At 62.2% G+C, this 25,706-nt stretch carries 18 protein-coding genes; 7 read left to right on the plus strand and 11 right to left on the minus strand.

From position 1 onward, the window contains the following. The 3 genes from V1293_RS19415 to V1293_RS19425 form a co-directional block, all read right to left on the minus strand. A complete protein-coding gene (locus V1293_RS19415) occupies positions 1–879 on the minus strand; it encodes an ABC transporter permease (RefSeq protein WP_442894359.1) in 879 nt (292 codons plus the stop codon). Between the two features lie 12 nt (positions 880–891). Beyond that, positions 892–1,845 carry an ABC transporter permease gene (locus V1293_RS19420; protein WP_334511454.1) on the minus strand — a complete coding sequence of 318 codons (954 nt, stop codon included), beginning with the start codon at positions 1,843–1,845 and terminating at the stop codon, positions 892–894. 164 nt (positions 1,846–2,009) lie between these two features. After that, positions 2,010–3,611: an ABC transporter substrate-binding protein gene (locus V1293_RS19425; protein ID WP_334511455.1), complete on the minus strand. Its 1,602-nt coding sequence runs from the start codon at positions 3,609–3,611 to the stop codon at positions 2,010–2,012. Positions 3,612–3,867: 256 nt separating this feature from the next. Here V1293_RS19425 and V1293_RS19430 point away from each other — a divergent pair, with 256 nt between their 5' ends. From V1293_RS19430 to V1293_RS19440, 3 genes are all read left to right on the plus strand, one after another. After that, positions 3,868–5,481, plus strand: a complete 1,614-nt coding sequence (locus tag V1293_RS19430; protein WP_442894254.1) for an ABC transporter substrate-binding protein — start codon at positions 3,868–3,870, stop codon at positions 5,479–5,481. A 255-nt stretch (positions 5,482–5,736) separates the two neighbouring features. Beyond that, on the plus strand, positions 5,737–5,922 hold the full coding sequence (locus V1293_RS19435; protein WP_334511456.1) for a hypothetical protein: 186 nt from the start codon (positions 5,737–5,739) through the stop codon (positions 5,920–5,922). A 63-nt stretch (positions 5,923–5,985) separates the two neighbouring features. Beyond that, positions 5,986–6,636, plus strand: a complete 651-nt coding sequence (locus V1293_RS19440; RefSeq protein ID WP_334516802.1) for a hypothetical protein — start codon at positions 5,986–5,988, stop codon at positions 6,634–6,636. Between the two features lie 85 nt (positions 6,637–6,721). On the opposite strand, the gene V1293_RS19445 is transcribed toward V1293_RS19440, so the two are convergent. After that, on the minus strand, positions 6,722–8,947 hold the full coding sequence (locus tag V1293_RS19445; protein WP_334511457.1) for a CHASE2 domain-containing protein: 2,226 nt from the start codon (positions 8,945–8,947) through the stop codon (positions 6,722–6,724). Positions 8,948–9,030: 83 nt separating this feature from the next. Further along, a complete protein-coding gene (locus V1293_RS19450) occupies positions 9,031–13,845 on the minus strand; it encodes a VCBS domain-containing protein (protein WP_334511458.1) in 4,815 nt (1,604 codons plus the stop codon). A gap of 606 nt (positions 13,846–14,451) precedes the next feature. On the opposite strand from V1293_RS19450, the gene V1293_RS19455 reads away from it, so the two are divergent. The 4 genes from V1293_RS19455 (at position 14,452) to V1293_RS19470 (ending at position 18,452) form a co-directional block, all read left to right on the plus strand. Continuing rightward, positions 14,452–15,249, plus strand: a complete 798-nt coding sequence (locus V1293_RS19455; protein ID WP_334511459.1) for a transglutaminase-like cysteine peptidase — start codon at positions 14,452–14,454, stop codon at positions 15,247–15,249. A gap of 254 nt (positions 15,250–15,503) precedes the next feature. After that, on the plus strand, positions 15,504–17,168 hold the full coding sequence (locus tag V1293_RS19460) for a methanol/ethanol family PQQ-dependent dehydrogenase (protein WP_334511460.1): 1,665 nt from the start codon (positions 15,504–15,506) through the stop codon (positions 17,166–17,168). A gap of 13 nt (positions 17,169–17,181) precedes the next feature. Beyond that, positions 17,182–17,535, plus strand: a complete 354-nt coding sequence (locus V1293_RS19465; protein ID WP_334511461.1) for a c-type cytochrome — start codon at positions 17,182–17,184, stop codon at positions 17,533–17,535. Next, complete coding sequence (locus tag V1293_RS19470) at positions 17,532–18,452, plus strand: substrate-binding periplasmic protein (RefSeq protein ID WP_334511462.1); 921 nt, start codon at positions 17,532–17,534, stop codon at positions 18,450–18,452. Before V1293_RS19465 ends, V1293_RS19470 begins: the two co-directional genes overlap by 4 nt. 118 nt (positions 18,453–18,570) lie before the next feature. On the opposite strand, the gene V1293_RS19475 is transcribed toward V1293_RS19470, so the two are convergent. The 6 genes from V1293_RS19475 to V1293_RS19500 form a co-directional block, all read right to left on the minus strand. Beyond that, positions 18,571–19,770 (minus strand): ABC transporter substrate-binding protein, encoded by a 1,200-nt coding sequence (locus tag V1293_RS19475; protein ID WP_334511463.1) that lies wholly within the window; start codon positions 19,768–19,770, stop codon positions 18,571–18,573. Between the two features lie 96 nt (positions 19,771–19,866). Then, complete coding sequence (locus V1293_RS19480; protein WP_334511464.1) at positions 19,867–21,705, minus strand: AMP-dependent synthetase/ligase; 1,839 nt, start codon at positions 21,703–21,705, stop codon at positions 19,867–19,869. 148 nt (positions 21,706–21,853) lie between these two features. Then, positions 21,854–22,633, minus strand: a complete 780-nt coding sequence (locus V1293_RS19485; protein ID WP_065751407.1) for an ABC transporter ATP-binding protein — start codon at positions 22,631–22,633, stop codon at positions 21,854–21,856. A 10-nt stretch (positions 22,634–22,643) separates the two neighbouring features. Further along, on the minus strand, positions 22,644–23,402 hold the full coding sequence (locus tag V1293_RS19490; protein WP_334511466.1) for an ABC transporter ATP-binding protein: 759 nt from the start codon (positions 23,400–23,402) through the stop codon (positions 22,644–22,646). Continuing rightward, the gene (locus tag V1293_RS19495; protein WP_334511467.1) at positions 23,399–24,550 is read right to left on the minus strand and encodes a branched-chain amino acid ABC transporter permease; all 1,152 of its coding nucleotides are present in this window, start codon (positions 24,548–24,550) and stop codon (positions 23,399–23,401) included. The genes V1293_RS19490 and V1293_RS19495 overlap by 4 nt, the downstream gene beginning before the upstream one ends. Next, entirely contained in the window at positions 24,550–25,425 is an 876-nt protein-coding gene (locus V1293_RS19500; RefSeq protein WP_334511468.1) for a branched-chain amino acid ABC transporter permease, read from the minus strand. Before V1293_RS19500 ends, V1293_RS19495 begins: the two co-directional genes overlap by 1 nt. Positions 25,426–25,706 lie beyond the last annotated feature (281 nt).

Genomic DNA, 25,706 nt, shown 5'->3' on the forward strand with positions numbered 1-25,706 from the left:
TCAGTTCCTGATGTCCATGGCGCTACGCATGCCGTCGCTGAGCAGATTGAAGCAGATCGACACCGCAAAGATCATGACGCCCGGCAGCGCCGCCACCCATGGATTGACATAGATCGCGGTACGCAGCGTGTTCAGCATCAAGCCCCATTCCGGCTCCGGCGGCTTTGTACCCAGGCCAAGGAACGACAGGCCGGCGGCGAGGATCATCGACACCGAGATCAGTCCCGTCGCGTAGACGAAGATCGGACCGAGCACGTTGCCGAGCATATGCACACGCATGATGGTGAAGGGGCCGGCACCGGAGGCGCGCGCGGCCTCGACGAAATCCATGTTGCGCACGCCGGTGGTGACACTTTCCGACACGCGGGTGATCTGCGGCACGAACACGATGGTCAGCGAGACGATGGAGTTGACGATGCCAGCCCCCAGCGCGCCCGAGATCGCAATCGCCAGCAGCACCGACGGGAAGGCGTAGAACACGTCGATCGTGCGCATGATCGCGGTGTTGAGCCTGCCGCCGACATAGCCGGCGACGAGTCCGAGCGAGGTGCCGATCACGAAGGCGAAAATCACGGGCAGGATGCCGATGATCAGCGACAGCCGGCCGCCATAGATCAGCCGCGCCAGCATGTCGCGGCCGAGTTCGTCGGTGCCGAGCGGATAATTCGGCGTGCCGATGTGCCGAAGCCTGCGGATCATCGAGCCCTGGTAGGGATCGGCAAGGCCGAGCCATGGCGCGCACAGCGCGGAGGCGAAGATCAGCACCAGCACGAAGGCGCAAACCATGCTGACCTTGTCGCGCGCGATGCGGCGGCCGACGGTGGCCCAATAGCCGCGCGCCTTGGTGGCGGGCGCAGCTTGCAGGGCGGTATCCGACATCACGGTCATAAATCAGCCCCGCTTGATGCGCGGATCGATCGCGGCCTGCGCGATATCGACCAGCATATTGAGGGCGACGAAGAACAGCGCCAGCACCAAAATCGTACCCTGCAGCAGCGGCAGGTCGCGCTGGAAGATCGCGGAATTGAGCAACAGGCCCGAGCCTGGCCAGGAAAACACGGTTTCGATCAGGATCGAGCCGCCTAGCATGTAGCCGAGTTGCAGGCCCATCACTGCCAGCGCGGTCGGTGCGGCGTTCTTGATGACATGCTTGAACACATCCAGTTCGCGCAGGCCTTTGGCACGCAGCGCCTCAACGAAATCCTGCGAGAGGATGTCGCCGGTCAGCGCCCGCACGGTGCGGGTGACGATGCCCATCGGAATCACCGAGGTCGTGATCGCCGGCAGGATCAGATATTTCATGTGCTCCCAATCCCAGCCCCACGCGCCGGAGCCACCGGGACCGGCGCCGACGGCGGGCAGCCAGTTGAGCTGCACCGAGAAGATGATGACCATCACCATGCCGAGCCAGTAATGCGGCACCGACACGCCGGCAATCGCAACCGAGGTTGCGACCTTGTCGATCCAGGTGTCGCGGAAATAGCCGGCGATCAGGCCGAACATTAGCCCCAGCGTGAAGCCGATCAGGGCGGCGGCAATCGCAAGCGTGACCGTGTTGCCGACGGCACGCAACACTTCCGTCAGCACCGGGCGGCCGGTGGCGATCGAACTGCCGAGATCGCCATGGAGCGCGCGCCACAGCCAGAGGCCGAACTGGACCGGCAGCGGACGATCAAAGCCGTATGCCGTGCGCAATTGCGCCGCGAGCTCCTGCGACGCATCCGCCGGCAGCACAGCGACGAGCGGATCGCCGGGCGTGATGTGCACCAGCAGGAAACACACCAGCGCGACGCTGATCACGATCGGAATGACGTAGACGATACGCCGGGCGATATAAGCAAACACGAGCAACTCTCTTCTTGCCTTCTCCCCTTGTGGGAGAAGTGCCTTGGACGCAAACTCTATGTCGTCATGGCCGGGCTTGACCCGGCCATCCACGTCTTGGCCACAGCAAGAAAGGCGTGGATGCCCGGGTCAAGCCCGGGCATGACGACTGAAGTAACCCTCCCCTACGGCGCCATCGACACCGGCGAGAAGTCGACGAACCAGCTCTTCGGCTGCACAAACCCCTTGACCTTGGGGCTCATGGCGCGCGGCGAGACGTCGTGGGCGACGTAGAGGAACGCCGCATCGTCGACCGAGGCCGCGTGCAGTTCGGCCAGTGCCGCGTCACGCGCGGCGGGATCGAAAGTCTGGCGCGCCTTGGTCACCAGCTCGTCGAACCTGGGATTGTTGATGTAACCCCAATTATTCGACGTTGGCGGGGCCATCGACGATTGCAGGAAGCGCACCAGCGCGAAGAACGGATCCATCGCCGCATAGGTCACGTTGGTAGCATTGGCGCCGTTGGCGGTGGGATCCTTGGCGCCGCGGCGCCAGTTGGTGAACAGCGTATTCCACTCGATGACGTCGAGCTGGACGTCGAAGTAGCATTCGGCCAGCGCCTGCTGCAGATATTCGTTCATCGGCAAAGGCTGCATCTGGCCCGATCCCGACGCCGACGTCTGCGTCTTCACCGTCAGCTTCTTGCTGGGACCGTAGCCCGCCTCCTGCATCAGCTTCTGTGCGGCCTTCAGGTCATACTTGATCTCGAAGGTCGGCTTGCCGCGCCAGGGATGGCCGGCCTCGAACGTGCCGGTCGCCGGCACCATCAGCCCGGCGAGCAGGCCTTCCTTGAGACCTTCGCGATCGATGCAGAGATTGGCCGCCTTGCGGACGCGGATGTCGTTCCAGGGCGAGCCTTCGACGCGGGAGAACTGCCACGGCCAGACATGCGGCGACTCGTTGGCCTGGAGCTGGAAGCCGCGCTGCTTGATTTCCTTGACCGCGTCAGGTGCGGGCGCCTCGACCCAGTCGACCTGGCCGGACAGCAAGGCCGCGGTGCGGGCGTTGGCTTCCGGCATCGGCAGCAGCACCATCCTGTCGGTCTTCGGCACGCGCGCCTTGTCCCAATAGCCGTCGTTCTTCACCAGTTCGAGCCGCTCGCGCGGGGTGAACTTCGACATCTTCCAGGGGCCGGTGCCCGACGCCTCCTTGGCAAAGGCCGCCCACGCGGCCTGCGACTTGGCCTTGGCATCGGCGCCTTCAGCCTTGTCATAAAACGCCTGCCACTTGGTCGGGCTCGCCATGAACAGGTTGGTCAGGTTGATCGGCAGAAAACTGTCCGGCTCCTTGGTGGTCAGCTCCACCGTCAGGTCGTCGATCTTGCGCGCCGAGGCCAGCGTCGGCATGCGCGAGGCGGTGACGCCGACCTGGCTGGCGTCGAATTGCGGCGCGTCCTGCTTCAGCACCTTTTCGACGTTCCAGACCACGGCATCGGCGTTGAACGGCGAGCCGTCGTGGAAGGTGACGCCGGGACGAAGCTTGAAGGTCCACTTCTTCTTGTCTGATTCGTCGACCTTCCATTCGGTTGCGAGCCCCGGAATCATCACGCTGGCCTTGTCCGCCGACGACAGGTCCCACATCGTCAGGCCGTCATACATGGTCAGTCCGGTGAAGCGGTTGCCCTCAAAGCCCTGATCGGGCTGGCCGAGCGTGCGCGGAATATCGGCAGCCGTCATGCCGATCCGCAGCACCGTTTCGGCGCTGGCGAGTTGCGGCAGTCCGACCACCAGCGCGGTCGCCAGCAGCCACGCGGTGGCCGTCTTCTTCGATTTGTCGTTAGCGCATATGCAGCAATTCCTTCTCGACTTGGGTGACTAATTCTTATGCAAAGGTATGCAATGGCTGTGCCAAGGAAGGCACTTCGCTGGAGGCCTTTAGCCGCACAACTCCCTGTGAGTGCGCATACACGTACAGGTTCTGTGCTCCATCTGGCATCAAGCTTGCATTTTTTAGCTCCAAACCCCGCCCGATGGAGCTTAATTCATGCGCATCCGAAATTCGATGCTTCTTGCTGCCACAGCATTCACCCTCGGATTCCCTCTTGGCTTGCCTACAATTTCGGCGCAGGCGGAAACCGTTGTGCGCTACGGCATTTCGATGGCGGACATCCCGCTGACCACTGGCCAGCCTGACCGCGGCGCGGGCGCCTACCAGTTCTCCGCCTATACGATCTACGATCCGCTGGTCGCCTGGGAGATGGACGTGTCCGACCGGCCCGGCAAACTGGTGCCCGGCCTGGCCACCGAATGGAAGGTCGACGACGCCGACAAGAAGAAATGGCGCTTTGCCCTGCGCAAGGGTGTCAAGTTTCACGACGGCAGCGAATTCAACGCCGACGCGGTGATCTGGAATCTGGACAAGGTGCTCAATGACAAGGCACCGCAGTTCGACAAGCGCCAGAGCGCACAGGTGAAAACCCGCCTGCCCTCGGTCGCGAGCTACGCCAAGATCGACGATGACACGATCGAGATCACCACCAAGACCGTCGATTCGTTCTTCCCGTATCAGATGCTCTGGTTCCTGGTCTCCAGCCCCGCGCAATATGAAAAGCTCGGCAAGGACTGGGACAAGTTTGCCAGCCAGCCCTCGGGCACCGGCCCGTTCAAGCTGACCAAGCTCGTTCCGCGCGAACTCGCCGAGTTGACCAGGAACGCCGACTACTGGGACCCGAAGCGAATTCCGAAGGCGGACAAGATCGTGCTGATCCCGATGCCGGAAGCGCTGACGCGCACCAATGCGCTGTTGGCCGGCCAGGTCGATCTGATCGAGACGCCGGCGCCGGATGCGGTGCCGCAGCTCAAATCCGCCGGCATGAAGATCGTCGACAACGTCACGCCGCATGTCTGGAATTATCATCTGAGCGTGCTGCCCGGCTCGCCCTGGACCGATGTCCGCCTGCGCAAGGCGCTGAACCTTGCGATTGACCGCGAAGCGGTGGTCGGGTTGATGAACGGTCTCGCAAAACCCGCCAAGGGCCAGGTCGACCCGTCGAGTCCGTGGTTTGGCAAGCCGACGTTCGAGCTCAAATATGATCTCGCCGCGGCGAAGAAGCTGGTGCAGGAGGCCGGCTATTCGAAAGAGAAGCCGCTGAAGACGACTTTCGTCATCGCGCAGGGCGGCACCGGGCAGATGCTGTCGCTGCCAATGAACGAATTCCTGCAGCAGAGTTTTAAGGAAATCGGCATCGATGTTGACTTCAAGGTGGTCGAGCTCGAGACACTCTATACGGCGTGGCGCAAGGGGGCGGCCGACGAGATGAACGCCGGCATCACTTCCAACAACATCGCCTATGTCACGTCAGACCCGCTTTACGCGATCGTCCGCTTCTTCCACTCCGGCCAGATCGCGCCGGTCGGCGTCAACTGGGGCGGCTACAAGAACCCGAAGGTCGACGCGCTGATCGACGAGGCGAAACAGACGTTTGATGTCGCCAAACAGGACGAACTGTTGGCGCAGGCGCACGCCGCGATCGTCGACGACGCCACGCTGGTCTGGGTGGTGCACGACACCAACCCGCATGCGCTGTCGCCCAAGGTGAAGAAATTCGTGCAGGCGCAGCACTGGTTTCAGGATCTGACGCAGATTGGGCTGGAGTGAAAGGGGCTTGATCCAGCTGTGGAGACAAGGCACGGCGGCGCCCAAGCATAACCAACGTCGCCCCTGGCAAACCAACGGGCCCGCACGAATAGGGCTTGAGGATTTTGCCCGTCTCACAATTGCCGCACAGCAGTCATGTTGGCCGAACGTGTCCGCCGTACTGTAGTCGTATTCCGACGATCATGTGCACGGCATGCCTGCTGGGCAGCGCTCAGCAGGCATGCTTTGTTTCGTCTAACGTTATGGGGAACTGCCGTGATCAAGATTGCGATTGTAGCGGGTGCGACGCTTGCCGTGGTGACTGCCGCCGGCGCCGCCGACATTCCACGCCGACAGCCCGTCTATCAGCAAGCTCCCGTAGGCAAGATGCCGATTGGCAAGACCCCCGTCGGGAAGAGCCCAATCGGCAAGGCGCCCGGGCCCGTCGTGTCGCGCTACTAGCGCACGGCATCGACCGGGGGGGCGTTGAACCTGCCTTTGTCGTCGACGGTTGAGGGGCGAAGCGTGGCAAGTCGACCTAACAGATTGGGACCATGCTTGCTTGCGGGACTCACACTCGCAGCTTCGCTCCCAGGCACAATCCCGTCGGCTTCTGCACACGAGGCACGCGAGCGCTTGGCTGACGCGAATGCGCTTGTGTCCAGTGACGCGCCCATCCAGCCAAGACCGGCGGGACAGGCGGCTCGAAAGCAGGGCACCGCCAAGGGCCCGTACTACGTCGATTTCAGAGCCAGGACGGCGGCGAGCTGGGGACATGCTTTCGTCTGGTACGGGAAGACCAGCGAGCGAGCAGTTGAGGTCGCGGGCCTCACGCCTGCCGGAGACACCGTTGCCTACGTGCTGGGGCATTTGACGTGGGTCCCGTCCGAGACCGGGGCGAGCTATGGCGATCTTGATCCGGAGTACCTGACCGCGAGCTACCGGGTTTACCTGAGTGAGCCGGACGCAAAAAGGGTGTTCGCTTACATCAAGAAATTGCAAGCGAGTTCACCGGTCTGGAACGCGGAAACATCCAATTGCACGGCGTTTATCGGCAGCATCGCAAGTTTTATGGGACTGAAAGTGCCTCTGCGCTGGCAGCGTCCCGAGAACTACGTCAACAACCTCAAGGAAATGAATGGCGGACGCCAGCTGGTCCGCCTGTCGTCGGAGTAGTTAGCGGTTGGTGGTCTCGCAATATCCGCTGTCGTCCCGGGCAAGCGAAGCGCGACCCGGTGGCTCCACCCATCCTGCGTTCTTGTCACTTCGTCAGCAGTGCAAACGCTCCGTTCCAGTCTTCCGGCGGCGGATTTTCGAGATAGCCGCGGATGCGGGCTTCGTAGAGATTGTAGAGCAGCTCCAGCGAATTCGCCTCGTCGGTCTTGCGGCCGCGCGCGATGGCCGCCAGCGCGCCTTCCCAGTCGCGGTTGCGATAGCAGGCGAGCATCTCGATCGTTAGATTCCGCAGGCGCTGGAAGCGGCCGGACTGCGCGGTGTCCTCGCGGCCGGCGATGGCGTAGATCACCTCCGGCTCCTTCTTGCCCTTCACCATGATGAAGTCGAGTTCGAGGATTGCGAACCTGTTCTTCACCGCCAGCGCGGTCCTGGAGCCGATGATGATCGGAAAGCCGTATTCCTTCGACTGCCCTTCGAGGCGCGAGGCCAGATTGACGCTGTCGCCGAACACCGAATAGTCGAAGCGCTGGTCGGAGCCCATGTTGCCGACCACGCAGATGCCGGTATTGAGGCCGACGCCGATATTGAGCGGAATGAACGGGCGGTTCTCCTCCTTTGCCTCCTGCTCGCGCGCCTGATTGAGCTCGTCGACGCGCTCCAGCATGTCGAGCGCCGCCTCGCAGGCGTTGAGTTCATGGTCTTTGTCGTCGAGCGGCGCGTTCCAGAACGCCATGATGGCGTCGCCCATATATTTGTCGATGGTGCCCTTGCGCTTGAGGATCGCGTTGGTCAGCGGGGTGAGGAAACGGTTCATCAGCGCGGTGAGGCCCTGCGGGTCGTTCTTGTAGGTTTCCGAGATCGAGGTGAAGCCGCGCATGTCGGAAAACATGATGGTCATCTCACGCTCCTCGCCGCCGAGCACGAGCTTTTCCGGCGACTGCGCGAGTTGCTCGACCAAAGCCGGCGACAGATATTGGCCGAAGGCGGAACGAATCTGCCGGCGCTGCGCCTGCTCGCGCACGAAGCTGGAAAAGATCAGCGTGAGGTAGATCGCCGTGGTCGACATCAGGGGATAGGTGAAATCGATCAGCAGCCGGTGCTGCGTGTAGAAATATACCGAGGTTCCGACCAGCACGCTTGCAAACGCGCCCCCGACGATGACCAGCGAGACCGGACCGAACAGAGGCGCGAACACGATGACGAGAAGCCCGAACAACATCGCTGTCGCGAACTCGATGGCGATGCCGTTATTCGGCTGCGAGATCACCGCGCCGGCCAGCGTGCTCTCGAGCACCTGGGCATGAATCTCCACGCCGGGCATGGCGCGCGACACCGGCGTGGTCTTGATGTCATTGAGACCGACCGCCGAGGTGCCGATCAGCACCAGCTTGCCGGCGATCATGTCGGGCGCGACGTTTTTCTCCAGCACATTGAACGCGGGGACGTAGATCGAGGCGTCGTTGCGGGCATAGTGGACCCAGAGCTGGCCGTTATGGTCGGTCGGGATCTGGACGCCCTTGATGCCGAGGCTCTTGATGCCGGCCTTTTCGGCCTTGATCAGGATGGTGCCGGACCCGGCGGCGACCCGAAGCATCTCGAACGTCAGCGAGGGCATGGTCTGGCCCTGCGCCTGCATGATCATCGGCACCCGCCGCACGATGCCGTCGCGTTCGGGCTTGATCGTGAACAGGCCGCGCCCGGCGGCGGCATGCTCCAGCACCGGCACGTTGCGCAACAGGCCGGGGAACTCGAACATGAAGCGGTGCGGTTCCTCGCCCAGCATCGCCAGTCCCGTCACCGGCAGCGTCTTGTCGAGGGCCGCGATTTCATCGGGCAGGCCAGACTCGCCGAGCACGACGCGGGAAGCCTTGATGGCGTCGGCAAAGACCTGGTCGTTGCTCGGCAGCGCGCGCAGCTTGGCGCGGGTTTCCTCGTCGAGATTGCGGAACGTGTCGGCCGCATAGGCGGGGTTGAGCCGGTCGGGCTCCGAAAACACCGCGTCGAACGCGATCACGACGGCGCCCAGCCTGGTCAACTCGGTGACGAGGGCTGCAATCCGCGTCCGCGGCCACGGCCACTGCCCGAGCTTCTCCAGGCTCTTGTCGTCGATATCGACGATGGTGACCGGCCTTGCGGTCTTCTTGCGGGGATCGATGCGCTGGAAAGCGTCAAACATCCGGACCCGAATTTCCTCGACCGGGGCCGGGTCGGCGACGCGAAGGGCTGCGAACCCGATCAGCAGCGCAAGGCACAGCAGCCGCGCATACCCGATGCGCCGCGTGAACCACCTCGGTAGGGCCCGGAGCTTCATGGCTTCGATTGTTCGCTAACTGACGGCGCCAGACAAGCCAGAAGATGGCATCGATATCCCTGAGTTAGTGGCGAAGCGCCATCTTAGTGATGCGGCGACACTATGAAGTCGCTCGCATGCAGGCTGGCGGCGGCAAGCCCCTTAAGGGTGATGGTGTCGCCGGTATCGAGCGTGATCAGCTTGTCACCGCCGCTGGTCTTCACATGAGCGGAATTTGCAAGCCACGCAGTGATGTTTTCGGCGTCCACGGACTGGGCGAACGCACGGAGATCGATATGGTCCTCGCCCTGCGTGAAGTCGGTGATCTCATCGGCGCTCGGGTCGTCGTATTGGGATGCCGGCGCAAACACGAACTGGTCGGCGCTTGCACCGCCGGTCAGCGTATCATTGCCTTCCGTTGCGAAGATGACGTCCTTTTCGTCCGTCCCTACGAGCGTGGCGCCACCCCATCCGGACTGCTGGAACACGAAGTTCAAGGTATCGCTCTGGCCATTTGCGTCCGTTGCAGTCACCGTGACGATATCGTTCAGCTCGGTATCGCCGTTGTAGTCCGTCGGCGTGTAAATGATGCCGTTGGCAAACTGGGCATTGATTTCCGAAACGTTGCCCACATTCACCGGCGAAAGCGTGCCGTGCAAAGCGCTCACCGTGATCGTCACATCGGAAGCCGGGTCGTCATCAGATAGCTTGATGTCAAAAACGGTGCTGGTAACTGCGGCGTCTTCGTTCTCCTCAACCTTGATGCTTTCGGCGCTCAGGACCGGCGCTTCGTTGACCGGCATGATATCGATGGTCGCGGTGGCGGTTGCGGTCTGGCTGCCGCCCGACCCGCTGTTGCCATCGTCGTTGACGGACAGCGTCAGGTCGGTCGATAGACTCGGATTGTCCGAATTCGCGGTGTAGCTGATCGTGCCGGAATTGTCTCCGGAGAGCAGCGCTTCGATGTAGTCGAGCACTCCGGTGATCGTCACAGAGGACGTACCGTTGCCGGTGACCGAAACGGCGTTTCCACCCAAGTCGACGTCCAGGATGCCTTCGCCGACGGAGAGGGTCACCGTTTCGGTGCCGCCATTGCGATCGATATCAGCGACATGCAAGCCGGTACCGCTGATGACCAGCGGCGTTTGTTCAGTCGCAGCGTAATGCGTCGCAGGCGCGGCCGCGGTCGGCGCGTCGTTGACCGCCGTCACCGTCAGCGTTGCGGTATCCGATGTCACGGAGAAGGCGGCGGAGCCGCCCGATGCCGGGACGTCCGCCATGGTGCCATGGATGCCCGTCGTTTGATCCCACGCTACATACGTGAACGTGTCCGTCCCGCCATCTTGGCCGTCGGGGACGAACCTGACCATGTCGGTCGCCGCCAGCAGCAAGGCGGAGCCGCCCGACACCGCCGGGAAAGCGACGAACGTGCTGCCGTCGGTGGAATATTCCCAGTGGCCATGCGCGCTGGTCGTAGCGGTGATTGCGATGCCTTGCAGCGCGCCGTGATCGACGTCGGCAATGCTGGCTCCGAGAAACGAGGCGACGGTCTGGCCGGCATTCGCGGTCTCGTCTTCGGTAATCGTGATCAGCGACGGAGCCGACGCGGTCAGGACCGGCGCGTCATTGGTGCCGGTAATGGTGATCGTGAAAGGCTGTGACGTGATCCCGCCATCGCCATCGTTGATCGCGACCGTATAGGTCAGCGTAACGGACTCGGTCTTGGCCAGATAGTCGAATGCGGTAGAGGCCGCCGAGAAGTCGAGATGGACGGACCCGGCCGACGAGCCCAAAGCCTTGGTCACGGTTCCCGCGCTCACCAACGCAATCAGTTCGCTCGCGTTGAGGCCAAGCCCGTCGGTATCCCCGTCCAGCGTCACGCCGGTGATCGTCGCGGTATGACCGACATCATTCAGGTCGACATCGGCGAAGTGGACCGGAATCGTGGCGGTCAGCGGTTTGGTATCGGTCTGCTCGACCAGGCCCTGCTGCGTGATGTCGGCGATGTCAGGCGCGTCGTTGCTGCCGTTGATGGTGACGACAATGTCCTGCGAGGTGACGCCGCCATGGTGGTCGTCGACCTCTACCGTGTAGGTCAGCGTGACCGCCTCGCCATCGGCGAGGTAGTCGAAATAACTATCCGGCGCCGAGAACGACCAGCCCTTCGAGCCCTGCACGCCATCGGTGGAATCGGTAAGCGTACCCAGCGACAGCCAGCTGAGCTGCACCGTGCCGTTGGCCAGGCCCGTCATGACGCCGGAGGCGTGGACGCCGGTGATCTTGACCCCATGCGTATCGGTCAGATCGACATCGCGGAATGTGATCGCGCCGCTGGCGGTATCCGGTGTCGCCGAAGCGTGGGTGTCGGCGCGTTCCGCGATGGTCGCGGCCTGCGGGTCGCTGGTGATATCGGGCGTGTCATTGCTGCCGGTGACGGTGATGGTGATCGGCTTGGTCACCACGCCGCCATGCCCGTCATCGACGGTTGCGGTGTAGGTCGGCGTCAGGATCTCGCCGTAGGCAAGGAAATCGAATGCATGGTCGGGGACGCTGTAGCTCCAGCTCGCCGAACCGTCATTGGTGTTGCCGGGCGCCTGCACCACCGTCAGCGGCCCATCCACCGCTGATATCGCCGCGAGTTGCTTGGCCGTGAGCTGCGAGGTGATGTCGACGCTGTAGGCATTCAGGTAGGTGAGCGCCGTAAAGGCGGCGCTCGCCACCGGCCGGTCGGTCAGGTCGACGTCGGTGAAGCTGATGGTGCCGGACGCGGTATGGAGCGCAGCGGACCCCGTCGGGTTCGGCTGGTCGAGGTTCGAAAATTCGGCAAAGGCATCGCTCGTCGTGGCGATGATCGGCACGTCGTTGGTGCCGGTGACGACGACGTCGGCGCCATGGATCGAGACCGTGATCGGCGTGGAGACGACGCCGCCATGGCCGTCGTCGACCTGGGCGACGTAGTTGAGCGTCAGCGTCTCGCCCTTGGCGATGAAGTCGAACTTGCTGTCTTCAATGCTGTAGGTCCAGCTCGCCGAGCCGTTGTGGGTGTTTCCGGCCGCCTGCACCACGGAGAGCGGCACTTCGACGGCCAGGATCGCCGCCAGCTGCGCCGGCGTCAGCGTCGCGGTGACGTCGCTACCCTCTGCATCGTAATAGCGGAACGGATCGGTCGTGGAGATCGCGGCGCTGACGACGGGCCGGTCGGTCAGATCGACGTCGGCGAAGGTGACGGAGCCGGTCACGGTATCGACCGCCGTATTGCCGGTGCCGATCCGCTCCGTAATCGTGCCGCCGGTCGCCGACAGCGTCGGCTTGTCGTTGGTGCCGGTGATGACGATCGTAAACGGCACGAACGTCGTCTCGTTGCTCGGCGCGAAGTTGTTGTCGACCCGCGCCATATAGGTCAGCGTCAGCGTCTCGCCGGCGGCGAGGAAGTCGAACGCGCCATCGGCAATGGTGTAGGTCCAGGTCGCCTGGCCGGTATTCTTGCCGTTGGCGTCTTGCACCACGGAGAGCGGGACCTCTACCGCCTTGATCGCGACCAGTTGCTCCGCCGTCAGCGTCGCGGTGACGTCGACCTTCTGCGCGTCGGCGTAAACGAAGGAGGAAAACTCGGTCTTGACGCTCGGAACGTCGCCGGGATTGACGTCGGCGTAGCTGACAACGTTGGACATGCTGTCCACGGCGGTGCTGCCGGTGGTGTTGGTGCGCTCGGTAAACGAACCGCCATGCGCGGCAGCCGCCGGCGGCCCGGGAATGTGAACAAGCGTGGGACTGGGACCCGTGCCGGGGGAAGCCGCGGGTTTGTCCGGGATGTTGAGGAACTGAAGCGTAACCGGGACGACATCGTTGCTGGCCAGCTTGAGGAACGACGTTTGCGGGACGATCGAGTCGGTAAAGTTGGTCGTGAGCTTGGTATTCGGGTTGTTCAGGTCGGTGAACTTCAGCGAAAACACGTCGCTGATGATCTTCTGCGCGTCGGGCGACAGTTGCACGGACGACTGGAAGCTGACCGAGCCCTGGCCATTGATGATCGTCTGCGTGCCGGCCTGGTTGACGGTCGCGATCGGCGTCAGCGTGGTCTTGTCGAACAGGATGTAGGAGCCGGTGGTGCCGTCGGGCTCGACCAGCACCTGGAATTTCGCCGGCGGCGCACCGCCCTGCGACGGCACCTCGAAATCGATCTCGACCAGCACCGCGGTGCCGCGGATGCCCATGGTCGCGACCGGCGTGTCGATCTTCATGTCGCCTTTCTTGGCGGTGGCGCCGGCGACGAACGAGATCGTGCCCTGCACCAGGCTGAGCAGCGATTTGTTGTCCGACCCGTTGGGGTCGTAGACCATTTCGTTCAGCACCATCTTGGCGTTCGAGGCGAGGCCGAACACGGTGCCGTCGATGAAGGTGATGCCGAGCGTCGAATCGGAGCCGGACTGGACGACGTCGCCTTTGTGGACAGTGTCGCCCTGGTTCAGGATGATCGACACCCCGTTGCGGATCGCGGTCGCGTTGCCCGCCAGCTTGGTGACGTGGCCGATGACGGCGGGCGCGACGCTGGCGCTGCCGTCGGCCTGCGCGAACTGGGTGTGCCCGGCCAGCGCGTTGACGATGTCGCCGGTGAGGTGCGCGCCATCGGGCGAGGCCAGCGCGGCGCGCTTCTCGCCCTTGAAGTACTCGCGCAGCACCAGCTCCTGGTCGCCACTGGAGAGGATCAGGTCGACGCCCGACCGTTTGAAATCCCCGTGGAACAGCAGATGAGCATCAGAAATAATTATGGCGTCGGACGGCGCCTGTGTCGAAACCTTGTCGACATGGAACTTGCCGGAAGACGAAAGATGGCCGGGCTGTGACAGCGGCCCGAGATCAATATCAACGCCGGACGCAGGGTCGAGCCCGCCCGATCCGAATTTGCCGGCGTAGTTCAATTGGGCACCACATAAAAATAGTTAAGAATTATGCAATTTCCCTGCAGGGTTTTCATACCATGCAGGTAAGGAACACAAAAGCAGGCGTGCCGCGTACACCCACAACATGGGTTATGTCCGCGACCGGACCGAAAAGGTCCGAAAAAGTGTCGGGCCGAAGTGTGGCAAGGAAAAGGCCAAATTCGACCAAGGCGTATCTAAAGAATGGGCATGGCTTTTGCCAAGCATAAAGATAAGCAATCATAACAGTTTATCTCTGCTGCACCACACCGAATGTCGCTTCATGCGGGATGAAACAGCGGCCTCAAAGCTGGTCACTTCGCCGGATCGGTAGAGCCGCAGGCAGGCCGGCGTCTCCTTTAGGGGATCGGGACGGGTTGTAGTCGCCAGGCCACAGGCAGGGTTAATTCGATGACCAGCGCCCCCTCGGATCGATAAAATTGGCCGCAAACCGGCAAGACCTGATTCAGCCTGTTCGCTCTTCGCAGGCCGGCTCCCCGTCGTCTTAAGCGGATCAAAAGCACCCGCGCCCATCCTGCCCCCTCCAAATGATCCGGTCACGCGCAGGCAGAACACGCCCGCCGATGTCCGGACAAGGGGCGTCAGATGGGGTTGTCAGTCTACTCGCACGCATTTCGTGCGGGCATCGTCGCGTGCGGCCTGGCCTGGTTCGGACCGGCCGACCTGCGGGCCGAGACGGCGGAGCCGTCCGCGCCGGCAGAGTTGGTCCAGCGATCGGCCGAGCCGTTCGGGCTTGCGGCATCTCTCCTCACGAGCGGCGGACTGCGTGACAAATGGCTTGGTCTGCAACGCCGGCTCGAAGACGAAATGGTGCAGCTTGCGCTCTGCGAAGGCGACCGTGACGGCTGCGTGTCGCCGGCCGCGCTGAAATTTCTCGACATCGTCGACGCCGCCCGGTTGCGCGAGGGCCGCGCCCGCCTCGGCGAAATCAACCGCGCCATCAATCTCGCCATCCGGCCGGTGAGCGACCTCGCCCAACACGGCCAGATCGATGTCTGGACCTCGCCGCTCGCAACGCTCGCGCGTGGCGGTGGCGATTGCGAGGATTATGCAATTGCGAAATTCATAGCCTTGCGCCACGCCGGACTCGCGCCCGACGATCTCAGGATCGTGGTCCTGCGCGATACCATTCATGGCGAGGATCATGCGGTGGCTGCTGCGCGGCTGGACGGACGCTGGCTGACGCTCGACAACCGCCGCATGGCGATGGTCGAGGATGCCGACGTCAGAAATTTCCGGCCGACATTCGTGATCGGCCAGCACGGCGTGATGCGATACGCCGACGCTTCCCTGCTCGCCGACGCCTCGGGCAGCATCCTTGTGGCGCCGCTGGTCTTGAGCGCTCTGGTCGCTGACCAATTGAATTTGCCGATTACCGACTGACGGCGCGCAATTGTTGCGCAGCGACGGATGACAACAATCTGCTTTCCTTGCCTGATCTTCCTTGCCTCATGCCGATGGTGCGCTGCAGCCGTACTGCCCATCGCATTCCGAAAACATGACGAGACAAGTTTCTCGCTTTCTCAGCTCACGCATCCTTCTCGACTTTCGTATTGACGCTTTTTCCCGTTTCAGAAAGATTGTTGGTCCACAGCGCCAGCAAATAGGCGCGCAGGAAGTTCATTGGGAGGGACAACATGAAAAGCATTGCGTTTGCCGCAACCCTTGTCGTTCTTGCGCCGCTCGGTGCAAGCGCTCAGACGACCGACCAGTTGGTCAAGGGAGCGGCCGATACAGCCAACGTTCTCAATTATGGTATGGGCTATCATCTGCAGCGGTTCAGTCCGCTCACGCAGATCAACAAGGATACCGTAAAGAACCTGGTGCCGGTGTGGAACTACAGCTTCGCAGACGATAGAAGCGCGCAGTCACAGCCGCTGGTGTACCAAGGTGTCATTTACGTCACCAACCACAACGCCACGATGGCGGTTGACGCAAAAACCGGCAAACAGATCTGGAAGACCAAGGTCGAGTACCCGGCAGAGACGCCGCGCATCGTGTGTTGCGGCATCATCAACCGCGGTGGTGCGATTCACAACGGCAAGCTTTTCCGCACCACGCTCGACGCCCACGTCATTGCACTCGACATGAAGACCGGCAAGGAGCTGTGGCGTCAGAAAGCGGCCGACATCAAGGAAGGCTATTCGATGACCGTGGCGCCGCTCGTCGCGGACGGCGTTGTCATCACGGGCATTTCCGGCGCGGAGTTCGGGACCCGCGGGTTCATCGATGGTTGGGATCCGGAGACGGGCAAGCGCCTGTGGCGGACACACACGGTACCCAGCCCCGAGGAGCCCGGCGGAGACACCTGGAAAGGCGACACCTGGAAGCTCGGTGGCGGATCGACATGGATCACCGGCTCCTATGACCCTGAGCTGAACACGGTTTATTGGGGCGTCGGCAACCCGGGGCCGTTCAATGCGGCGGTGCGTCCCGGCGACAATCTATACACCTGCGCGGTCCTGGCGCTCGAGCCGAAGACCGGCAAGATCAAATGGCACTATCAGTTCTCGCCGAACAATCCGTTCGACTATGACGCGGTCGCCGAGATGGTGCTTGCCGATATGACCATCGAAGGCAAGTCCACCAAGGTTCTGATGGATGCCAATCGCAACGGCTTCTTCTATGTCCTTGACCGGACGAACGGGAAACTGCTTGCGGCCAACCCCTATGTGAAGGTGAACTGGGCCAGCGGCATCGACATGAAGACCGGTCGCCCGATCGAAACCGACATCTCCAGGGACGCCCGCGAAGGCAAGAAGGTCACGGTTCACCCGTCGATTCTCGGCGGCAAGAATTGGGAGCCGATGTCGTACAATCCGCAGACCGGCCTCGCCTACGCCAATACGCTCAATATCGGCGGCAACTACAAGTCCGAACCAGCCGTCTTCAAGCAAGGCGAATGGTATCTCGGCATGGACCTGACCGATATCTGGGCGTGGCCCGACGGACCGCGCGGCCATCTCAAGGCCATCGATCCCATGACCGGAAAGGCAAAGTGGGAAGTGCCGAGCGATATACCGCGCTTCTCGGGCGTGCTGTCGACGGCCGGCGGGGTCGTGTTCTCCGGCCAGTTGACCGGCGAGTTTGACGCCTTTGACGCCAACGACGGCAAGAAGCTGTGGAGCTTCCAGACCGGCTCGGGCATCGAGGGACAACCGGTAACCTGGCAGCAGGACGGCGTCCAATACATCGCCGTCACCAGCGGCTATGGCGGCGTTTACTCGATCTTCTCCGGCGATGAGCGGCTTGCCAAAGTGCCTACAGGCGGCTCGCTGTGGGTGTTCGCGGTAAAGAACTGATCGCGGAACGCTGATGACGGACAAGGTATCGAAGCGGACGGCGGCGTCTCTCGCCGCCGTCGCAGTGGCGGCTATCGGGTGGATTTCGCTGCCGGCCAGCGCGCAGCAACAAGCCGCCGCCAGCGATCAGGCGCTGATCGGTCCCGGCAAGACTGCTTATGCGCAGAAGTGCTCGCACTGCCATGGTCCGAACATGGTCAGTTCGGGCACGGTCGCACCCGATCTGCGTGCATTCCCGGACGACAACGCCCGGTTCACCACGACGGTGAAGCAGGGCAAGAACAACATGCCGCCGTGGAAGGACATTCTGAGCGACCAGGAGATCACCGAGATCTGGGCCTTTGTATCGAGCCGGAGGAATCGATGAAGGGCCGGCTCGCAGTCGCTGCCGTGCTGCTTGTGACGGCGACGGCAACGCATGCGGATGGAGATCCGCTGAAAGTCTGTCTCGACGAGAACCTGCCCCCCCTTTCACTGCATCAGCGTGGAAAGCCCGACAGCGGGTTTGACGTCGCTCTTGCGCAGGCTGTTGCCGAGCGCCTCGGCCGACCGCTCAAAATCCAGTGGTTTGAAAGCAAGCTCGACGAAAGCTCGAGCCCGGCCCTCGAAGCCAATGCCCTGCTTTCCGACGGCCGCTGCGCGCTGGTCGGCAGCTATGCCTTGACCAATGACTCGCTCAAGGTGCCTGGCGTCAAGACGGCGAAGCTGCCGGATTTCGAGGGCGCCACCCGCGACGACCGCCGCCGCCGCGTGCCGGTCGGCGTGCTTGCAGCGAGCCAGCCTTATGTTTACTCGCCACTGACCGTCGTGCTCGGCGAGAAGACGCGCGACCGCAAGATCTCCGGCGTCGGCGATCTCGCCGGACTACGCATCGCGATCGAAAGCGGCACGCTTGCCGACGCTATCCTGATGACGTTCGAAAAAGGACGCTTGATCGACGACATCACGCATCTGGTTCCAGGACGGCATGACTTGCTCGGCGCGCTCAACCGCGGCGAATTCGACGCGACATTGCTCGACCTCAGCCGCTTCGATGCCTACCGCGCCGCCCATCCCGATACCAAGCTCGCCGCATCCGGATACTATTACCCAATCGGCGTTAATCGGGGCTATGTCGGCCTCGCCAGCGATCCGGCGCTCGTCGCCGCCGCCAACAAGGCGCTCGCCGGTTTGCAGGCGGCAGGAACCATAACCGACCTCGCGAAGGCGGCCGGCCTCACCTATCTGCCGCCGGTAGAACCCGCGATCCTCGGCGACGAGTTGCTGAAGGTACTTCAGAAATAACGACGAAAGACGTGGATGGCCGGGTCAGGCCCGGCCATGACGAGAAACGAAAGGGCTGCGCGATCGTTTCGCGCAGCCCCTTGTCGTTAGCCTTTGCCGTTGGGAGCTATCCGCTCCGTCAGAACATCAGGCCTTCCTTGATCAGCACCCAGCGGCCGTTCTTGACCTGCTGGACCTGGGTGATCGTGTTGGCGAGATGGTCGGTCTTGGAGAACTTGGTCGGCGGCGAGTTGAAGATGTCCATGAACTTGTCGCCGGATTCCAGCGCGTCCATCATCTTCTGGCCGGTCAGGTCCTTGCCCGCCTTGTTGGCGTAGAACGCAAACGTCATCATGGCGTTGTAGCCGATGATCGCCTGCGTGTTGGCGTCGGTGCCGAACATCTTCTTGTAGTTGGCGAGCCAATCCTTGACCTTGCCCTTTGCGGTGTCTTCGTACGGGATTTCGAAACCCGAGGCCGCGTAGAGGCCTTCGACCGCGTCCTTGCCGAGCGCCGGCACTTCCAGCACGTTGGTCGGCGTGGCGCCGAGGAAGGTGACGTCCCAGCCGAGCTTCTTGGCCTCGCCCATGGCGCCGATGGTTTCGCGAATGACCGTGCCGAGCACGACCATGTCGCAGCCGTCGGACTTCATCTTGGCGATCTGCGCGCTGAAATCGGAAGCGCCGCGCTTGTAGCTCGTGACCGAAGCGGGCGTCAGCTTCATCGCGGTGACCTGCTGCGTGAAGCCGTCAAGCACGTTCTTTCCGTACTCGTCGTCCTGATGCAGGATGCAGGGCTTCTTGAAGTTCTTGCCCTCGATCATGTATTTGACGGCCGCACGCGTGCTCTCGACGTAGGGCAGCAAATTGTTGAACTTCAGCCGCTCCTGCGGCTTGGCCGGATCGAACTTGAAGGTGAATTCGGCCGCCGTCAGCGGGAACAGCTGCAAGACGCCGGCATCGAACAGGATGTCCTGCGCGGCGAGCACGGTGGGCGAACCCATCGGACCGACCATGGCGAAGACCTTGTCGCGCTCGACCATCTTCTGCGACGCCAGCACGGCGCGCTTCGGATCGTAGCCTGAGTCCTCGAGAATCAGCTTGATCTTGCGGCCATGGATACCGCCGGCAGCATTGATTTCCTCGGCCGCCATCTTCATGCCGTTGGAAACCGGAACGCCCCAGACCTTGATCGGGCCCGACAGGTCCTGATGGGTGCCGATGACGATCTCGCTGGCCGAGATGCCTTGATCGGTAACCTTGGTCTGGGCTGCGGCCGGCAGCTGGGTCAGCGCAAGGGCGCTCACCGCAAGGCCCAACGCCCTAAACGATTTCGACATTGCAATATCCTCCTTGTTGGCCCGTGTTGAGCGAAGGGTAGGGCCTTGTTGTCCTTCGCCGCCTACTCGATGCTCGCTTCGAACTTCCGTTTTTCCTTACGCCACCGCCCGTTCGCCATACATGGCGTTGATTTCGGCGGCATAACGCTTGTTCACAAAACTGCGCTTCAGCTTCATGGTCGGCGTCAGCTCCTCGTCCTCAGGCGTGAGCTGACGTTCGATCAGGTAGAACTTCTTGATGGTTTCGACGCGCGCGAAGTTAACGTTGACCGCCTCGATCTCGCGCCGGATCAGGTCCTGGATCTCGGGCGCGCGGCACAGACTGGCGTAGTTGGTGAAGGGAATGTCGTGATCCTGGGCGTATTTTTCGACATTCTCCTGGTCGATCATGAGCAGGCACGTCAGATACGGCCGCTTGTCGCCGATCACCACCGCATCGGAGACGTAAGGCGAGAACTTCAACTGGTTCTCGATTTCCGACGGCGTGATGTTCTTGCCGCCCGAGGTGATGATGATGTCCTTCATCCGGTCGGTGATCCTGACGAAGCCTTCATTGTCGATCGAGCCGACATCGCCGGTGTGCAGCCATCCCTTGGCGTCGATGGTTTCCGCCGTCTTTTCCGGCTGGTTCAGATAACCCATGAACAGGAAATCACCGCGGATCAGGATCTCGCCTTGCGGTGAAATCGCCACCTCACCCCATGGCGCGGCCTTGCCGACCGAGCCGAGCTTGATCCGCTCGGGCGGCATGATGGTCGCGACGCCGCAATTTTCGGTCTGGCCGTAGACCTCGCGCATGTCGAGGCCGAGCGCGAGATACCAGCGGATCAGATCCGGCGCGATCGGGGCTGCGCCGGTGAAAGCCAGCCGGCAACGGTCGAGCCCGAGCATGCGGCGAATGTTGCGGAACACCAGCCAATAGGCAGCGCGATTGGCGAGCCGCAATGACAGCGGCGGCGTATCGCCCTGCAACCTGTACTCGGTCATCCGATTGCCGATGGCGAGCGCGTTGCGGTACATCCAGTTCTGGAACGAGGTCGCGTCCTTCAGCGCAATCGTGATTCCGGAATAGAATTTTTCCCAGATCCTGGGCACCGCGAGGAACGCGGTCGGCTGCACCTCGCGCAGATTGTCCGGCACGGTTTCCGGACTTTCGGCGAAGTTCATCACCGATCCCAGCGCCAGCGAGACGTAATAACCGCCGACCCGCTCGGCGACATGGCAGAGCGGCAGGAACACCAGCCGCTCTTCGTGATCGGTCGACGGGAACAGGTCGTTGGCATGGCGCATCTGGTGCGTCACGCTGCGATTGGAATGCATGGCGCCCTTGGGCGGGCCGGTCGTGCCTGACGTGTAGACGAGGATGGCGAGATCGGACGCCGCTCGGCTTCCGATCATCTCGTCCCACAGCGCCTCGTTGCCCTGCTCATGGTTGCGCCCGAGCGCCATGAACTCGGCCAGCGACAGCACCATCGGGTCGTTAAAGCCGCTCAGGCCCTCCATGTCGAACACGACGATCTTCTGCAGCGTCGGACACCGCGAACGGCACGACAGGATCTTGTCGAGCTGTTCCTCGTCCTCGGCAAAGATCACTTTGGTCGAGGAATCGTTGATCAGATATTCGACCTGCGAGGATGAGTCAGTCGGATAGATGCCCGACGAAACGCCACCGGCGCACAGGATGCCCATGTCGGCATAGACCCATTCCGGCACCGCGTTGGCGATGATCGAGGCGACGTCGCCGGGCCGGAAGCCCGACGCATGCAGGCCGAAGGCGATGTCCTTGGAGATCTGCAGCCACGCGCGCCAGCTGGTCGGCTGCCAGATGCCGAATTTCTTTTCGCGGATCGCCGGCCGGTCGCCGCGGGTTTCCACGGACTTCAGAAAGCTCCTCGCGATCGTGTCGGCGACTGTCAGCACTGCCGGTCTGGCCATGCTCTCTTCCTCCCTCTGTCGCCTGCTTCGCCGGTCTTGTCAGCCGGTCTTGCTTTTTGAAGCAGGGCCTGAATCTAGCTCTAACTCGTTCTGAACGCCATGCTTTTGACTATGACGGTTAACGCCAGGCCTTCTAACGCCAGGCCTTCTAACGCCATGTCTTCTTTTTTTTCCAGCGCCGCTCGCCGCGGGCGCCCTCTTCCTTGGCGCCAAGATAGAATTCCTGGATGTCCTTTGAATTCATCAGCCGCTCGCAGGTGTCGTTCATGACGACCCGGCCGATTTCCAGCACGTAGCCGTAATGGGCGGTCTCCAGCGCCACCTTGGCGTTCTGCTCGACCAGCAGGATCGACATGCCCTGTTCCTCGTTGACGCGCTTGATGATGGTAAAGATCTCCTTCACCAGGATCGGCGACAGGCCGAGCGACGGCTCATCCAGAAGCAGCAGGGTCGGACGGTTCATCAGCGCCCGCCCGATCGCCAGCATCTGCTGCTCGCCGCCGGAAAGCTGCCCGGCCGGCTGGTTGATCCGCTCCTTCAGCCGCGGGAAGTAGCCGTAGACGCGGTCGAGATCCTCGGCGACGCCGTCGCGGTCCTTGCGCGGATAGGCGCCCATCATCAGGTTTTCGCGCACCGAGAGGAACGGGAATACCTCACGGCCCTCTGGCACGTGGCTTAAGCCCAGCCGCACGATCTTGTCGGCCTCCATGCGCTGGATCGGCTTGCCCAGGAATTCGATCGAGCCCTTCTGGGGATCGAGAATGCCGGAGATGGTCTTGAGCACGGTGGTCTTGCCGGCGCCGTTGGCGCCGAGCAGCGTGACGATACGGCCGCGCGGCACCTCCAGGCTGATGCCGCGGATGGCCATGATCGGCCCGTAATAGCTTTCGATATTGCTGAGCTTGAGGATGATGTCGGAAGCGCTCATGGCATCATCCTCATGCGCCGAGATAGGCGGCGACGACGTCGGGATGGCGCTGCACCTCGGACGGCGAGCCCATCGCGAGCACGCGGCCATAGTTGAGCGCAATCACGCGGTCGGAGACGCGATTGACCAGCGTCATGTCATGCTCGACCATCAAGACGGTGATGCCGAGCTCGCTCTTCATGTCGCGGATCCAGAACGACATGTCGTCGGTCTCCTCGACGTTGAGCCCGGATGACGGCTCGTCGAGCAGAATCAGCTTCGGCTCCGAGCACAGCGCACGCGCCAGCTCGATCACTTTGCGGACACCGTAAGGCAGCCCCGAGATCAGCTTGTCGCGATAGGCTTCGAGATCGAGGAATTCGATCACCTGCTCGACGCGGCGGCGGTGCATCTTTTCGCCGGCGCGCACGCTCGGCATGAACAGCAATTCCTGCCAGAGCTGCGTGGTGGAGTGTCGGTGCCGGCCGACCAGGAGATTGCTCAGCATGGTCGCATTCTCGAACAATTCGATGTTCTGGAAGGTGCGGGCGATGCCGAGGCCGGCAATATCGTAGGCCGGCTGCTCGGTGATGTCCTGGTCCTCGAAAAAGATCCTGCCTGAAGTGGGCGGATAGATTCGCGAGATCAGGTTGAAGATCGAGCTTTTCCCCGCGCCGTTGGGGCCGATGATCGAGAGGATCTCGCCTTTCTCTACCGCGAAGCTGACGGAATCGACCGCCTTGAGGCCGCCGAAGTGCAAAGACAGGTTCTCGGCACGGAAATAGCTCATCGGTTCCGCTCCGATTTCACGTAGATTTTCTGACGCTTGAAGGTGGCGCGCTTGTAGAGCGGGAATAGCTGGAAGAAGAGTTTTATCTTGAGCCAGCGCCCGTACAGACCGAGCGGCTCGAACAGCACGAACAGCACGATGATCACCCCGTAGATCGCGCCCTTGAGGCCGTTGGCGGATGCAATGGCGGCGACGTTGCTATATATTTTCCCCGCGGTCACGCTATCGGCGCCGAACGTTGCGGCGACGCCAGCGATGATGCCGGGCAGGTCGTCCTTCAGATAGGTCAGGAACGGATCGATCATGACCAGGAAGATCGCGCCGAGCACCGCGCCGTGCAGGCTGAAGGTGCCGCCGATCAGGATCACGATGATGAACTCGATCGAGAGCTGCAGCGTGAACATTTCCGGGCTGATGAAGGAGAGCTTGTGCGCGAACAGCACACCGGCCAATCCGGTAATACCAGCACTGATCGCAAACGACTTCACCTTGTAGAGTGAGACGTTGACGCCCATGCTGCGCGCCGCCGTTTCGCTGTCACGGATCGCGACGAAGGCGCGCCCCGTGGGTGAGCGCAACAGATTGAGCGTGCCGACGATGGTGAGGATCAAGACGCCGAGACAAAGGAAGTAGAAGGTCGGGCCGTTTTGCGGCACCGCCTGCCCGAACAGGCTCAAGGTCTTGACGCGCATGCCTTCGTTGCCGTGGGTCACGCTTTCCCAGCGGGCCAGCACTTCCTCAACGATGAAGGCAAAGGAGATCGTCGCGATAACGAGATAGATGCCCTGCAGCCGCAACGCGGGAAACCCGACCAGCGCGCCGACCACGCCGGTCAACAGGCCGCCAGCCAGGAAGTAGACCGGAAAGGGAACGTTGTATTGCTGCAGATAGGCCGCCGTATAGGCGCCGATCGCCAGAAAGGCGGCGTGGCCGAGCGAGGCCTGCCCGGTGAAGCCGGTGAGAATCATCAACCCCACGCCCACGGTGGCGTAGATGCAGACGAACACCAGCTGGCTGACCAGATAGCTCGACAGCACGAACGGCGCGATCACGAGAAACGCCAGCAGGATGCCATAGGAGACGACGTAGCCGCTGTGCGGAAACAGCCTGATGTCGTCTTCGTAATCCGTCTTGAAGAGGAACCGCATCAGACCTTCTTCCGCATATGAATACCGAACAGGCCTTCGGGCTTGAGCAACAGCACCACCAGAAGAACGATGTAGGGCGCGACGTCCTTCCAGCCCTGCGGCAGGTAGAAGCCGGCCATGCTCTCGATCACGCCGATCAGTACGCCGCCCACCACGGCGCCGGGGATGGATCCGAAGCCGCCGAGCACGGCCGCCGGAAACGCCTTCAGGCCCAGCACCAGACCGACATTGGAGTGAATGAAGGTGATCGGCGCCAGCAGCACGCCGGCGGCGGTTGCGACCGCCGCAGAGATCGCCCACACGATCGACACCACGCGCTTGACCGGAATGCCCATGTAGTAGGCGGCCAGCATGTTTTCAGAGCTGGCACGCATCGCGGTGCCGAGCGTGGTGCGGTTGAAGAACAGGTACAGCAGCGCACAGAGGATGACGGTTGCGGCGATCACCGAGAGCTTGTCGTAGGCCAGCACGAGGCTGCCGATCCGCAGCACGCCGTCGCTGAACGGCGTCTCGATCTTGAAATCGTCGGTGCCCCAGATCATGCCGACCACGGAGCGCAGGAAGTATCCAAGCCCGATCGTCGCCATGATGATGGAAAACTGCGGATAGCCGAGGATCGGACGCACCACGACGCGTTCGGCCAGCATGCCGAACGCCGCCATGGCGATGACCGCGCCGGCGAATCCGAGCCAGTAATTGAGACCGAGCATGCCGATGAAGGTGAAGGCGAAGAATCCGCCCAGCATCATCAAATCGCCTTGTGCGAAATTGACGACCTCGGTTGCCTTGTAAACGAGCACGAAACCGAGCGCGATCAAGCCGTAAACGCAGCCGAGCGCGACGCCACTCACCAGCTGCTGAACGAAGTCCAGCATCATTTCCCTCCCCGATGCCAGGCGATTCTGTCGATCGCCTTTTCCGCATCTTGTGTCTACACGCTGCCCGCCATCCACGATGCCGGTAGCCGCATATGTCCCGCTGCATTGAGCCCAAAGCGCCGAGCCCTGTCAACAAAGCGCTGCACGCCGCGCCGTTAACAATTGCGGAGAAATGCCGCAGCCCGGGAAGTTGCGGGGTTCGCTTCGATTTGGCGTGCAAGATTCACCGTGCCGAAAGTTCTTCGGTCCATGTTCCGGACGACAAAACGAAACCGGAC

It is taken from the genome of Bradyrhizobium sp. AZCC 1693 (assembly GCF_036924745.1).
Lineage (GTDB): Bacteria > Pseudomonadota > Alphaproteobacteria > Rhizobiales > Xanthobacteraceae > Bradyrhizobium.

Coding starts and splice junctions, on each gene's coding strand:
- V1293_RS19465 (WP_334511461.1), top strand. CDS start 17,182: ATGACGGACAAGGTATCGAAGCGGACGGCGGCGTCTCTCGCCGCCGTC.
- V1293_RS19445 (WP_334511457.1), bottom strand. CDS start 8,947: ATGAAGCTCCGGGCCCTACCGAGGTGGTTCACGCGGCGCATCGGGTAT.
- V1293_RS19485 (WP_065751407.1), bottom strand. CDS start 22,633: ATGAGCGCTTCCGACATCATCCTCAAGCTCAGCAATATCGAAAGCTAT.
- V1293_RS19430 (WP_442894254.1), top strand. CDS start 3,868: ATGCGCATCCGAAATTCGATGCTTCTTGCTGCCACAGCATTCACCCTC.
- V1293_RS19460 (WP_334511460.1), top strand. CDS start 15,504: ATGAAAAGCATTGCGTTTGCCGCAACCCTTGTCGTTCTTGCGCCGCTC.
- V1293_RS19455 (WP_334511459.1), top strand. CDS start 14,452: ATGGGGTTGTCAGTCTACTCGCACGCATTTCGTGCGGGCATCGTCGCG.
- V1293_RS19480 (WP_334511464.1), bottom strand. CDS start 21,705: ATGGCCAGACCGGCAGTGCTGACAGTCGCCGACACGATCGCGAGGAGC.
- V1293_RS19415 (WP_442894359.1), bottom strand. CDS start 879: ATGTCGGATACCGCCCTGCAAGCTGCGCCCGCCACCAAGGCGCGCGGC.
- V1293_RS19470 (WP_334511462.1), top strand. CDS start 17,532: ATGAAGGGCCGGCTCGCAGTCGCTGCCGTGCTGCTTGTGACGGCGACG.
- V1293_RS19500 (WP_334511468.1), bottom strand. CDS start 25,425: ATGCTGGACTTCGTTCAGCAGCTGGTGAGTGGCGTCGCGCTCGGCTGC.
- V1293_RS19475 (WP_334511463.1), bottom strand. CDS start 19,770: ATGTCGAAATCGTTTAGGGCGTTGGGCCTTGCGGTGAGCGCCCTTGCG.
- V1293_RS19495 (WP_334511467.1), bottom strand. CDS start 24,550: ATGCGGTTCCTCTTCAAGACGGATTACGAAGACGACATCAGGCTGTTT.
- V1293_RS19490 (WP_334511466.1), bottom strand. CDS start 23,402: ATGAGCTATTTCCGTGCCGAGAACCTGTCTTTGCACTTCGGCGGCCTC.